This window comes from Sphingobium sp. (genome assembly GCF_035511395.1).
Taxonomy (GTDB): domain Bacteria; phylum Pseudomonadota; class Alphaproteobacteria; order Sphingomonadales; family Sphingomonadaceae; genus Sphingobium.
Genome location: NZ_DATKFP010000061.1, coordinates 1 through 12365, shown reverse-complemented (window position 1 = coordinate 12365; position 12365 = coordinate 1). Strand labels below are relative to the sequence as shown.

Genomic DNA, 12365 nt, shown 5'->3' with positions numbered 1-12365 from the left:
ACGGGCGTGATGCTGCTGTCGACCGGCGGCAAGCCGATGGGAGTGATGGACTTTCTCCGCGCCCTCGCCCAGCCCGCGGCGATCACCGGCATCGCATCGGGCTTCTTCTTCGCCCTGACCGCAATCGGCATCCGCCGCGCAACGCAGGAAGTTGGTGGCGAGGATCGCATCCTCGCCGCCTTGATCGTACTGTGCGTAACCGTGCTGCTCCAGACGGTGATCCTGGGCGGCTGGATGGTGGTGCGCGAACGGGGCGAGATCGGCCGGGTCTTCACCAGCTGGCGCGTGTCGGGGCAGGTCGGCCTGCTCTCAGCGCTTGGTTCCGCCTGCTGGTTCACCGGATTCGCCACCGCGCCTGTCGCGCTGGTGCGGATCGTCGGCCAGATCGAAGTCGTCTTCACCATGGCGTTCGGCCACTTCTACCTCCGGGAAGGGATGCAGCGGAGCGAAGCCATCGGCTTGATGCTGGTGGTAGGCGGCGTGATGCTGGCTTTGGCCGGCGCGCTCTGAGACGGATCGAGCCGAAGCGCTAACGCTTAATTTACCACGGCCGGATAGCCCTTGCATCGTGATGAGGGACACGCAATCCGATAGCGTCGCAAGCGCAGTTATGAAGGTCGCCAAATTGTCGGGCGACCTGGGGATACGCACGCTCGACCTCCAGGCGGACATTAGCGAACTCGCCGAGCGGGTGACGCAACAGGCCCGCACGATCGAGGCGATCAGCGGTGCCGCCGCGCAATTGTCGCAGGATGGCGAACGCGTCTCGCTGGCGGGGCAGGACGCGCGCGAGAAAGCCGTTGCCGCGCGCGCCATCATCGATGACTCGGGCCGGCAGTTGTCGACGGCGAACGGCAATTTCGTCGACCTGATCGAACAGGTAAGTCGAATCCACGCCCGACTCGACGGCTTTGGCGAAGCGCTCAAGACGGTTGCCCATGTCACCAGCGTGATCAGCGGCATCGCCAGCCAGACCAACCTGCTCGCCCTCAACGCAACGATCGAGGCTGCACGAGCGGGCGACGCCGGGCGTGGCTTTGCCGTAGTGGCCGCCGAAGTGAAGAAACTGGCACAGGAAACGGGCACAGCCACACAGACGATCGAACAGTCGATCACAGCGCTGACCAGCGAGGCGGGCGGCATGCTCGACAGTATCATGCGCGGCGCCCAGACCGCCCGCACCGCGCAGTCCGACACACGCAACATCGAAGCATTGGTCGAACGACTGGCCGCGCTGATGCTCGATCTGTCGAGCAACAGCGAAGGCGTGGCCCAGCGCATCGGATCGATGGTCGGATCGGCGGGCGAGATCCGCACCGGATTGGCAGCTTTGGCCAGCACGTCGAGCGACAATGCCGGTGGCCTGCAACGCCTGTCCGGTCGCATCACCAGCGCCAGCGAAGACACCAATCTGCTGCTGCAATATCTCGCCGAGAGCGGCGTCGATATTCCCGATTCGCCTTATATCCGTTTCAGCCTCGAATCGGCAGAAGCGGTCGCGCGTTCGATCGAACAGGCCATTGCCGAAGGGCGGATCAGCGAATCCGAGGTTTTCAGCGAGCATTATGCGCCGATCCTGGGCACGAACCCGGTCCAGTACAGCCATCCCATCCAGCCGGTGATGCTGGCGGCAGCGCGCGCCCGGCAGGAGGTGGCAAGAACCTATCCCGGCCTGTTCGGTATGACTTTCACCGATCGCAATGCCTATGGCGCGCTCGCCATGCCAGAACGATCGCATCCTCAGCGGCAAGGCGACGATGTCTGGAACGCGGAACATGCCCGCCAGGGACTGATCTTCGACTTCGCCGACACGCGCGAACAGTGCAAGATCACTCAGCCATTTTGCATCAAGGCCTATCGCCGACCGACGGCCGAGGGCGAGATCGTGCTTCTGAAGCAGGTCATCGCATCCATCCATGTCCGCGGACGCCATTGGGGCATATTGCAGATGGCTTATCAGGATCAGGGCTGACGGCCGTCGATCCATCGGGTGGGAACGCTGCCGATCACACCCGTCCGGCCGGTCATCCCTCATTGCGCCCGCCAACCCAGCGCGCAGGTGCTGGCCGCCGCATCATTGCCGATTGCTCGTAGTAGCTTCGAATAAGGACGCTCTGGCCTAGTCTCTGAAACCCTTGTCCCGTCTTTGAGAAGGGGCGGGCGTTCGACACGCCCTGTACGGATGGATAAAGGTTGCGCCCCAACGCACCCCACTCCGGCACGCCAAGAAAAAAGGGGCCGCCCGACCGGACGACCCCTTCTCTATCCTCTCCCCTGTAACAGGGATGGTCCTTGAAGCGCGCCTTAGTCGGCCTTCGTCTGAAGGTTCACCGCAGCATATTTGCCGCGACGATCGACTTCCAGTTCGAAGTCCAGACGGTCGCCTTCATTGAGGGCGCCCATGCCGGCACGTTCGACGGCGCTGATATGCACGAATGCGTCGGGCTGGCCATCATCGCGCTGAATGAAGCCGAAGCCCTTCATCGCATTAAAGAACTTCACGGTGCCGCTGGAGCGTTCGCCGGTCAGCTGACGCTGCGGACCACGATCGCCGCCACCGAAGCCGCCACGATCGGCGCCAAAGCCGCCGGCGCGGGGTTCACGCGGCTCGCGCGGCGCGCGATCCGTAACGGGGAGCGGCTCGCCGTCGATCACCAGATCGGTCGCCGACACCTTGCCGCCACGATCGACGAGGGTGAAGCCGAGCGGCTGACCTTCAGCCAGACCGGTCAGGCCCGCCTGCTCGACCGCGCTGATATGCACGAACACGTCTTCGCCGCCATCGTCACGAACGATGAAGCCGAAACCCTTCTGTCCGTTGAAGAACTTTACGACGCCCTTGCCTTCACCAACGACCTGGGCCGGCATACCGCGACCACCGCCGCCGCCGCCGCCGAAGCCACCACCGCCGCCAAAGCCGCCGCGGCCACCACCGCCGCCGCCGAAGCCGCCGCGATCACCACCGCCGCCACCAAAACCTCCACGGTCGCCGCCGAAGCCGCCACCACCGCCGAAACGGTCGCCGCCGCCAAAACCGCCGCCGAAGCCGCCACGGTCACCACCGCCGCCGCCGCCGCCGTAGAAGTTGTCGTCGCCGAAACCGTCGCGCTTATCCTTGCCGCGCCCGCCGCGGCGACCTCTGTCAAAACTCATGCCCTGTTAGTCACTTTCGCTTCGCCCCAAAGACAATCGGACAAACATGTCGGGCGAATGACATGCAGAATCCACCGCAAAGGCGGGTTTGGGACTCACTATATCAACTTTTCAGGGCAGAGCGAATGATTTTCATCGTCGCGGTCATGTTCCGTTCTTTTGCGCTAAAAAGCCGGATTTTCCTGCATTTCATCGCATATTCCCGTCCGTTTATCGCAATGCAGCATGAGAGCAAAGGCTCGATTGCGGTGCGTCCGGTTTCGCCATAAGGGGGAGTTATGACCGTGCATTTTCATGAAGAAGATCTGCCTGCGGGCGTCCTTGCCCCCGGCCCGATCGCCGTCGACACCGAAACCATGGGCCTCATCACCCCGCGCGATCGCCTGTGCGTGGTCCAGGTCAGCGACGGCAAGGGCGACGAGCATCTGGTGCGTTTCAACCCCGGCAGCGATTATGCCGCGCCCAATCTGCGCGCCGTGCTGGCCGACCCGGAGCGGTTGAAGCTCTATCATTTCGGCCGATTCGATATTGCCGCGATCAAGCATTATCTCGGCGTTGTGGCTGCTCCGGTCTATTGCACGAAGATCGCGTCGCGTCTGGTGCGCACCTATACCGATCGCCATGGCCTGAAGGAACTGGTGCGCGAACTGCTGGGCCAGGACATCAGCAAGCAGCAGCAGTCGAGCGACTGGGGCGGCCCAATCCTGTCGGATGCGCAGAAGGATTATGCCGCATCCGACGTACGCTACCTCCATGCACTGAAAGCGGAACTGGACAAGCGCCTAGTGCGCGAGGGGCGAATGGAACTGGCCCAGGCCTGTTTCGATTTCCTGCCGCACCGCGCCGAACTCGATCTGGCCGGTTGGCCGGAGATCGACATCTTCGCTCATATGTAAGGGAGCGTCCGCCGCCATGTCCGTCCAGGCCGATCAGCAACGCGACGTACGCCGTCAATGGGCGCGCCCCGGCGGTAGTCATGACCGGCTGGTCAAGCTGCTCAAGGGCTGGTTGCCTGTCGCGGTCGGCGTCCTGGCCGCGCTGCTGGCGACCGCACCTTTCACCGGCGGTGACAAGGTCAGCTTCGTGCTCGACAAGAACAAGGTCGATGTCGCGACCGAACGGATGCGCGTGACCGAAGCCCTCTATCGGGGCGAGGACAGCAAGGGTCAGCCCTTCTCGTTGCGGGCCGGGTCCGCGGTACAGAAAAGCTCGCGCGAACCGATCGTCGACTTGAATGCCATGTCGGCACGCATACTTTTGTCGGACGGACCAGCGGTCCTGACTGCGCAGAAGGGCCGGTACGACATGGAAAGCGAACGCGTAGCGATCGACGGGCCGGTGCAGTTCGAAGCGGCGGGCGGCTATCGCCTCACGACGCGCGACGTAGGCGTGGACCTCACTACCCGGCGGATGAAGAGCGCCGGGCGGGTCGACGGGCGAATCCCGATCGGCACGTTCAGCGCCGATCATCTGGAAGCGGATATGGGCGCGCGCACCGTGACGCTGAACGGTCGGGCGAACTTGCGCATCGAACAAAATGGCCTCAAAGGGCAGAATAGATGAAAAGCACCCTGATCCTGCTGACGACTGCCTTTCTTGGCACTGCCGGCGTCATGATCGCCGGCGCCGGTGCGCAGGTGTTCAAGAATCATGACAGCAACGCCCCGGTCAATTTCACTGCGGACCGGATCGAGGTGCAGGACCGCGCCGATCGCGTCTTGGTGTCGGGCAATGTTGAAGTGACGCAGGCTGGCATGACGCTGAACGCCGCGCGCATGACCGTCGCCTACAAGAATCAGCCGGGCGGCGGCACCGATACCAATGGCATCGAGATCAACCGGATCGACGCATCGGGCAATGTCGTGGTGCGCAAGGCGGACCAGACCGCACGCGGCAATGTTGCCATCTACGACCTCAACGCCAAGCTGATCACCATGCTGGGCGATGTCGCGCTGACGCAAGGGTCGAATCGGCTGACCGGCGGTCGACTGGTGATGGACCTCAATAGTGGACGGTCGACAGTGGATGGCCGTTCGACCGGCAGCAATGCCGGTACGTCGACCAGCCCGAGCGGGCGGGTGTCGGGCACCTTCACGGTACCGCAGCGCAAGAATTGATCGAGGCCGGGCGCGGTGGCGCCGCCAGCCTCACCCTTTCTTCAGATGCCGGGCAAGGAAGTCGAGACAGGAACGCACCTTGGCGCCCTCACCCTGACCAGGCATGTAGAGCGCCGCGATCGCCGATGGCGGCAGACGCAGGTCCGGCAGAACCGGCTCCAATCGCCCGGCATCGAGATCGTCGGCAATTTCCCATAGCGATTTGATGACGAGGCCCGCGCCATCCAACGCCCAGGCCCGCGCCAGTTCGGCGTCATTGGTGCTGAGCGTTACGCGCGGCCCCTGATTTTCCCCGACGATGCCGCGCCACAGATCCTGCTGCATGTCGCCGACGATGATATTGTCGTGCGTGCCGAGTTCAGCCGTTCCAGCCGGGCGACCACGTCGGTTGAGATAAGCCGGCGCCGCGCACACCAGGCGCGGATTGTCGGCCAGCCTTTTCATCGTCAACGCCGAATCGGGTGGCGGATCGAAGCAGATGGCGATGTCATGCCCGGTTTCCACGATGCTGCTGGCTTGGGCAGCGGTTTCAAGATGGATGGTCACGTCCGGATGCAGCATCGCATAGTCGCGGAACAGCGGTGCCAGGCGCGTGCGCCCGACGCCGATCGTGGTCACTACCCGGAGCGGGCCGGCAGCCTCAGTCGCGCGGCGCATCACGTCGGTCTCGACATCGGCGATCACCGACAGTGCTTGCCCGGCCCGTTCATAGAGCAGCGATCCTTCATCCGTCAGGCTGAGGTGTCGGCTGTTGCGGCGGATGAGCAGGACGCCCAGCCGCTGCTCCAGTTGCGACAGCCGGCGGCTGGTCGCCGCGAGCGACAGGCCCAGCCGTCGCGCCGCCTCGGACAGGGTGCCCGATTCGGCAATCTTCACAAAGGATTCGATTTCGGCAAAGCGGTCAGGCATCCGACAAAGCTAGGCAAGCGATGCTGCGGTGCAATAGGAAGGCTGTTGCACGAGCGTATGCTTTTGTTGCCGCGTCTCTCTAAATCGACGTTTTTGTAAGCTTTTCTTGCTTGGTTTCGCGAAACGCAAGCTTGGCTTGCGTCGACTGCGGCGCGTTGACGGACGCTTTTGCGACGCATCATTTTCACGGGAAATCGCACCTAGTCCCCCAATGGAGATCCCGCCATGTCGATGCTCAGCCCCCGCGGCGCCAAAGCCGATCCACCCATCGCCTGGAACGATATCGAGGCGCTTCCCGTCTATGCCGCGATGCTGCTCGGCCTGATCTGCCTCGCCTTTGCGCTGGCGGACAGCACCCCCACTCTCCACGCCACGATGCTCAAGGTCGTCGGCATCGTCGGCAGCCTGGCGCTGCGTCATGCCTGGTTGAAACTGGACGAAGAGGGCGGCGACGCCCTCTAGAATCAATAAGAACCCATCATGATCGTCGGTCGCTCCCCCCGCATCCGGCAGAGCTTCCAGAAGGCATGGAGCGCGCTGATCGCGCTGTTCTTCTGGGATCTTGCCGTCACCATCTTTTACTATATCTCGCCCTTCAAGGCGCCCGCGCTGCCGCTGACCATCTTTGGCACGGCACTGGCGCTGGTTCTGGGCTTCCGGGTCAACAGCGCTTATTCACGCTGGTGGGAAGGCCGCATCCTCTGGGGCGCGATGGTCAATGTGTCGCGCAGCTTCGCGCGCGCCGTTCTGGCCTATCTGCCCGACACGCCCGATGGCCGTGCGCTCGGCAACCTGCTGGTGCGCCGGCACATCGCCTATGTACACGCCCTGCGTTGCCAGCTTCGCAGGCAGGATCCCGCGCCCGACATGCAGCGGGTGCTGGAGACGGACGATCTGCCCGAACTGGAGCGGCGCAACCCGGCCAATGGCGTGCTGGACGGCACCGATCGCGCCCTGATGAACGCGGTGCGATCCGGCTGGATCGACACCATCCAGCAAAGTCGGATCGAGGGACTGCTCGTCGACATGTCCAATGCGCAGGGGGGTATGGAGCGGATCAAGAACACGCCGTTACCAGCTCAATATCGCGCCTTCCCCAAATATTTCACGCGCCTCTTCTGCATCCTGTTGCCAATCGGGCTGGTCGAGACGCTGGGCGTGGCGACGCCGGTGGGTTCCGCCTTTGCCGGCTTCATGTTCCTCGCGGTGCTGCAGATCGGCGACGATCTGGTCGACCCGTTCGGCAACGACGTACATGACCTGCCGCTAAGCAGCATCACCACGACGATCGAGGGCGACCTCAATCAGGCGATCGGCCTGCCCGCCCCTCCGCCGGCGCAACCGGTCAACGGTATCCTCTGGTAAAGGTCGGCGTATCTGCGTCTATTCGTGCGGACGTAAGGCGTTGTTGAGGCTGTCGAGCACCGCGCCAATCGGCTCGGTCACGGTGACGCTGCGCCCCTCGCTGAAGCGGATACGGGTGCCGTCCGTGACCTGGGTGACGAAAGTGACCTGGGCGGGGTTGACCGCCGTCTGGGTGCGATCGGTGCCGACGAACATCACGAGCATGGCGTCCTCTCCTTTTTATGGAGAGCCAGCCTAGCGCCTTTCGCTGTGCATGCCAGTGTTCATTTGAATCGTCAGGCTGCGCGCATCGCCGCGATGAAGCCGCCCGTACGCGCTTCCAGTCGATGCGCCTCCTCCGCCAACCGCCCCGCCACGTCGCGCATTTCCCGTGCGCCCAAGGCGCGGGCGGAAGCATTGTCGCTGATCTGCCGCGCCCCGGTGCGGATATGATCGCTGGACATGCCGACTTCCGCTACGCTGTCCGCGATGGCGCGGCTGAAGGCGCCCTGCCGCGCTACCGCGTCGAACACCGCCGCCGACAGGCTGTCTGCCCGCGTCATGGTTGCGTCCATATGGACGTGGCCGGCCGCCACGTCGCCAATCGCGATGCGGATATGGTCGATCCGCCCTGCAATCTCCGCCGCAGCGCTCCGCGTCTGTGTTGCCAGCGACTGGACTTCGCGCGCGACCACGGCAAAGCCCTGTCCTGCCGCGCCTGCCCGTGCCGCCTCGATGCTGGCGTTTAGCGCCAGCATGCTGGTGGCCCTCGCGATCTCGTCGATCAGGCCCACGACCTCTCCGACGCCGTCCGCTTCGCTGCGTAGCGCTTCGCTCTGCGCGGCACCCGACCGACTCCGCGCCGCGGCTTCGCGTATCGCCTCCCCGGCATCACGCACCTCCGCTTCCATGGCTGCGAACAACTGCCGCAGTTCCACGCCACCCACTGCGATTCCCGCCAGCCGGTCCGATGTCTGCGTCGCCGCCACCGCCATCGCCGCAGCGTCCACGCCATCGACGGCAGCGCGTTCGGTCGCCTCGCTGGCCAGCGCCGACAGTTGATCCGCCATCGCCACCAGATCGATGATCAATGTCTCCACATCACCGCGGAAGCTGGCGCTTTCATGCGTGATCCGTTCGACGCGCTCGGCCCGCGCCAGCGCAACCCGCGCATCGCGCTGGGCGGTAAGGCGCAGCAGCAACGGCCCGCCCAGTACACCGGCAAAGCGGCCCTGGTCGGTCACGATCAGCCCTTCACATCCTTCGCCCTGCGCGGCGTACAGATCGACCAGCGCCTCAACGTCGGCCGTCCGCTCGACGCAGCCGCAGGAGCGGACATGGTCGTCCAGCCGCCCACCAAAGCTGGGGTTGCGGAGCAGCGCATGGCCGAAGGGATTGAACAGGATGCGGCGCATATCCCGCTCGTAGATGGCGCCGACCGGGCATCCTGTGGCATCGACCACTGGCAGCAGCCGAAGCGCCGAATCGCGCTGGAAACAGTCGACCGCTTCGCTGAGCGGGCGTCCAAGCCGGATCACCGGCCCGCCCTTCGCCAGATGCAGGTCGACAGGCATCTGCGCCGGAGGCGCATCGGTTGCGGGAAAAGGAAGCACAGCGGCAATCATGTCGGCGGAAATAGCGCCGTAATGGTAAACGTGGAGTTAGACGAAAATGACAATTATGTGACAAGCACTTGTTTCAAGAGGATTTTTCCGGCCTGTCCGCGCGATAACCGAACGCATCCCGCGCAAGTTTGACCACGGCCGGATCCGCATCGGGGAAATCCATCGGCACAAGTTGCTCCAGCCGATCGGTGACATGGGTTAGCGCTGCGATCCGACCCGCCTTGCGGTTGTTATTGTCGATCACCTGCCAGGGCGCATATTTGCTGTCGGTCTTCTTGAACATGGCGTGCATGGCGTCGAGATAATCCGCGCGCCGCGCCCTGTTGCGATAATCGTCAGCGCCCGTCTTCCACCGCTTCCAGGGCGTATCGAGCCGCTGGGCAAGCTGTTCGTCCTGCGTTTCCTGGGTAATGTGGACGAACAGCTTCACGAAATTGGTACCGGCCTGCGCCAGTTGCTTTTCGAAGGCATTGATCTCATCATAGCCGCGCTTCCATTCGGCCTTGCTGCAATAGCCCTCGACCCGCTCGACCAGCACGCGCCCATACCAGCTGCGATCGAAGAGCCCGATATTGCGCCCGCCCGGCAGGCGCGTCCAGAAACGCCAGAGAAAATGATGATCGCGTTCGATCTCGGTCGGCGCGGCGATAGGATGGACCTGATAGTAGCGCGGATCCCAGTCGGCAGTCATCCGCTTGATGATGCCGCCCTTGCCCGCCGCATCCCACCCCTCGAACAGGATCACACTGCGTCGGTTGTGCAGGATATGTGCGACCTGAATCTTGGCGAGGCGGCGCTGAAGGGCGGCGAGGTCAGCCTCGTAGTCGCCCTTATATTTCGCGCCCTGTTCGTAATCGGCAAGGTCGATTGTCATACCGCCATCATTGATGGAGCTTGATCCAAGCGCAAGAAAAAAGCCCCCGCGTTACCGCAGGGGCTTTCTGGAACGATGGATCGGCCGTTCAGCCCTTGGGCTGCGGCTCCACGACGCGGATGTTGAGCTCGCGCAGTTGCTTGAACTCGGCAGCGCTGGGCGCGCCCATCAGCAGGTCTTCGGCGCGCTGGTTCATCGGGAACAGCGTGATTTCGCGCAGGTTCTGCGCGCCGCAGAGCAGCATCACGATGCGGTCGACGCCCGCAGCCATGCCGCCGTGCGGGGGCGCGCCATATTGGAAGGCGCGGTAGAGGCCGCCGAACCGCTCCTCGACATCCGCCTGGCTGAGGCCAACCAGCTCGAACGCCTTGACCATCGCCTCGGGCGACTGGTTACGGATCGAACCCGACGCGATCTCATAGCCGTTGCAGACCATGTCATACTGATAGGCGTTGATCGTCAGCGGATTCTGATTGTTCAGCGCGTCCAGCCCACCCTGCGGCATCGAGAAGGGGTTATGCGCAAAGTCGATCGACTTCGTATCCTCGTCATATTCGTAGAAGGGGAAGTCGACGATCCAGCACAGTTCGAACCGATTCTGGTCGATGAGGTCAAGCTGTTCACCCACGCGGATGCGGGCCAGACCAGCGAGCTTGGCCGCCTGCGATTCCTTGCCGGCGGCGAAGAACACGCCGTCATTGGGACCAAGGCCGAGCGCCTCGATCAGCTTGGCGGTCGCTTCCTCGCCATGATTTTTGGCGATCGGACCGCCGGGGACGCCATCCTTGATGTTGATATAACCAAGGCCCGAATAGCCTTCGCCACGCGCCCAGACATTCATGTCGTCGAAGAATTTGCGGCTGCCTGCGCCCGCGCCGGGTGCCGGAATCGCGCGGATGCGCGCGCCGCTTTCGACCAGCGACGCGAAGATGCCGAAGCCCGAGCCGACGAAATGTTCGGTCACGTCCTGGATGATGATGGGATTGCGGAGGTCGGGCTTGTCGCTGCCATATTTCAGCATCGCTTCGGCATGCGGGATGCGCGGGAAGCTACCCGCGGGCGTGACATGCTTGCCCTCTGCAAATTCCTCGAACACCTGGGCGATGACCGGCTCCATCGTGTTCCACACGTCTTCCTGCGTGACGAAACTCATTTCCAGGTCGAGCTGGTAGAATTCGCCCGGCAGGCGGTCGGCGCGCGGGTCTTCGTCGCGGAAGCAGGGCGCGATCTGGAAATAGCGGTCGAAGCCCGCGACCATCAGCAGCTGCTTATACTGCTGCGGCGCCTGCGGCAGGGCATAGAATTTGCCCGCATGGATGCGGCTCGGTACCAGAAAGTCGCGCGCGCCTTCGGGGCTGGAGGCGGTCAGGATCGGGGTCGAATATTCGGTGAAGCCGATCCCTTCCATGCGACGGCGCATGTCGGAAATGACCTTGGTGCGCTTCACGATATTGGCGTGCAGCGTTTCGCGACGCAGATCGAGGAAGCGATAGCGCAAGCGGATATCCTCGGGATATTCCTGCTCGCCCGCCACCGGCAGCGGCAGTTCGGCGGCGGCGGACAATATGGTCACGCTGTCGGCCACGACTTCGATCTCGCCGGTCGCCATTTTCGGGTTGATCGCCTCAGCGGCGCGCGCAACCACCTTGCCCTCGATCGTTACGACGGATTCGAGACGCAGGCTTTCGAGCGTGCGCAGCGGATCGCTGTCGGCCTTCGCCACGATTTGGGTGATGCCATAATGATCGCGCAGATCGACGAACAGCACCCCGCCATGGTCGCGCTTGCGATGCACCCAGCCCGATACGCGGACCTCATTGCCGACTTCGACCGTGGTCAGGGCGCCGCAAGTATGAGTGCGATAGGCATGCATGGCGTTTCGATCTTTCAGATTCGTTTTACGGAAATGACAAACTGTTGCAGCCCCGCTATGGCCGGTCCTGTCAAGCATTGACCAGTCCGCCGGACGCGGGCCAGCCCATAATAAGATCGAAGACCATATGCAAATTCATCCGCTGATTACCGACAGCAAGACCCTCGCCGATTTCTGCGCCCGCATTGCGAAATCCCCCTATATCGCCGTCGATACCGAGTTCATGCGGGAAAACAGCTATTGGCCCGAACTGTGCCTGGTGCAGGTCGCCGACCCGCATGAAGCGGCCGCGATCGATCCAAAGGCGCAGGGTCTCGACATGAAGCCTCTGCTCGACCTGCTGGTCGACAATGAGGATGTGCTGAAGGTTTTCCATGCCGGTGGGCAGGACATCGAGATCGTCCACAACCTGACCGGCAAGACGCCCCACCCGATGTTCGACACGCAGATCGCCGCCATGGCGTTGGGTC

Annotated in this window: 14 protein-coding genes and 1 pseudogene; 9 read left to right on the top strand and 6 right to left on the bottom strand. The window is 63.4% G+C overall.

The features are described 5' to 3' along the window. Both VMR39_RS03535 and VMR39_RS03530 read left to right on the top strand, forming a co-directional pair. The coding region (locus VMR39_RS03535) for an EamA family transporter (RefSeq protein WP_325414409.1) at nucleotides 1–510 on the top strand (510 nt) is incomplete at its 5' end. 100 nt (nucleotides 511–610) lie between these two features. Continuing rightward, nucleotides 611–1972, top strand: a complete 1362-nt coding sequence (locus tag VMR39_RS03530) for a methyl-accepting chemotaxis protein (protein WP_325414407.1) — start codon at nucleotides 611–613, stop codon at nucleotides 1970–1972. A gap of 332 nt (nucleotides 1973–2304) precedes the next feature. On the opposite strand, the gene VMR39_RS03525 is transcribed toward VMR39_RS03530, so the two are convergent. Continuing rightward, entirely contained in the window at nucleotides 2305–3153 is an 849-nt protein-coding gene (locus tag VMR39_RS03525) for a cold-shock protein (protein ID WP_325414405.1), read from the bottom strand. Between the two features lie 125 nt (nucleotides 3154–3278). Here VMR39_RS03525 and VMR39_RS03520 point away from each other — a divergent pair, with 125 nt between their 5' ends. The 4 genes from VMR39_RS03520 to VMR39_RS03505 are packed head-to-tail and all read left to right on the top strand — an operon-like array spanning nucleotide 3279 to nucleotide 5270. Continuing rightward, nucleotides 3279–3422, top strand: a complete 144-nt coding sequence (locus VMR39_RS03520; RefSeq protein WP_325414403.1) for a hypothetical protein — start codon at nucleotides 3279–3281, stop codon at nucleotides 3420–3422. A gap of 9 nt (nucleotides 3423–3431) precedes the next feature. Then, the gene (locus VMR39_RS03515) at nucleotides 3432–4049 is read left to right on the top strand and encodes a ribonuclease D (protein WP_325414401.1); all 618 of its coding nucleotides are present in this window, start codon (nucleotides 3432–3434) and stop codon (nucleotides 4047–4049) included. A gap of 16 nt (nucleotides 4050–4065) precedes the next feature. Further along, the gene (locus tag VMR39_RS03510; protein WP_325414399.1) at nucleotides 4066–4716 is read left to right on the top strand and encodes an LPS export ABC transporter periplasmic protein LptC; all 651 of its coding nucleotides are present in this window, start codon (nucleotides 4066–4068) and stop codon (nucleotides 4714–4716) included. Then, nucleotides 4713–5270 carry an LptA/OstA family protein gene (locus VMR39_RS03505; protein ID WP_325414397.1) on the top strand — a complete coding sequence of 186 codons (558 nt, stop codon included), beginning with the start codon at nucleotides 4713–4715 and terminating at the stop codon, nucleotides 5268–5270. The genes VMR39_RS03510 and VMR39_RS03505 overlap by 4 nt, the downstream gene beginning before the upstream one ends. Nucleotides 5271–5300: 30 nt before the next feature. Here VMR39_RS03505 and VMR39_RS03500 read toward each other — a convergent pair whose 3' ends face one another. Further along, the gene (locus tag VMR39_RS03500; RefSeq protein WP_325414395.1) at nucleotides 5301–6179 is read right to left on the bottom strand and encodes a LysR family transcriptional regulator; all 879 of its coding nucleotides are present in this window, start codon (nucleotides 6177–6179) and stop codon (nucleotides 5301–5303) included. Nucleotides 6180–6404: 225 nt separating this feature from the next. Between VMR39_RS03500 and VMR39_RS03495 the strand changes: the two genes are divergently transcribed. After that, the gene (locus tag VMR39_RS03495) at nucleotides 6405–6641 is read left to right on the top strand and encodes a hypothetical protein (protein WP_325414393.1); all 237 of its coding nucleotides are present in this window, start codon (nucleotides 6405–6407) and stop codon (nucleotides 6639–6641) included. A gap of 18 nt (nucleotides 6642–6659) precedes the next feature. After that, nucleotides 6660–7544 (top strand): bestrophin family protein, encoded by an 885-nt coding sequence (locus VMR39_RS03490; RefSeq protein ID WP_325414391.1) that lies wholly within the window; start codon nucleotides 6660–6662, stop codon nucleotides 7542–7544. An 18-nt stretch (nucleotides 7545–7562) separates the two neighbouring features. On the opposite strand, the gene VMR39_RS03485 is transcribed toward VMR39_RS03490, so the two are convergent. The 4 genes from VMR39_RS03485 to aspS form a co-directional block, all read right to left on the bottom strand. Next, the gene (locus VMR39_RS03485) at nucleotides 7563–7748 is read right to left on the bottom strand and encodes a hypothetical protein (RefSeq protein ID WP_179043923.1); all 186 of its coding nucleotides are present in this window, start codon (nucleotides 7746–7748) and stop codon (nucleotides 7563–7565) included. A 71-nt stretch (nucleotides 7749–7819) separates the two neighbouring features. Further along, entirely contained in the window at nucleotides 7820–9097 is a 1278-nt protein-coding gene (locus tag VMR39_RS03480) for a methyl-accepting chemotaxis protein (RefSeq protein ID WP_325414388.1), read from the bottom strand. A gap of 124 nt (nucleotides 9098–9221) precedes the next feature. Next, nucleotides 9222–10022 (bottom strand): polyphosphate kinase, encoded by an 801-nt coding sequence (locus tag VMR39_RS03475; RefSeq protein WP_325414386.1) that lies wholly within the window; start codon nucleotides 10020–10022, stop codon nucleotides 9222–9224. An 88-nt stretch (nucleotides 10023–10110) separates the two neighbouring features. Continuing rightward, a complete protein-coding gene (aspS, locus tag VMR39_RS03470; RefSeq protein ID WP_325414384.1) occupies nucleotides 10111–11895 on the bottom strand; it encodes an aspartate--tRNA ligase in 1785 nt (594 codons plus the stop codon). A 127-nt stretch (nucleotides 11896–12022) separates the two neighbouring features. Here aspS and VMR39_RS03465 point away from each other — a divergent pair. Further along, nucleotides 12023–12365: pseudogene (locus VMR39_RS03465) on the top strand (ribonuclease D); the annotation flags it as partial.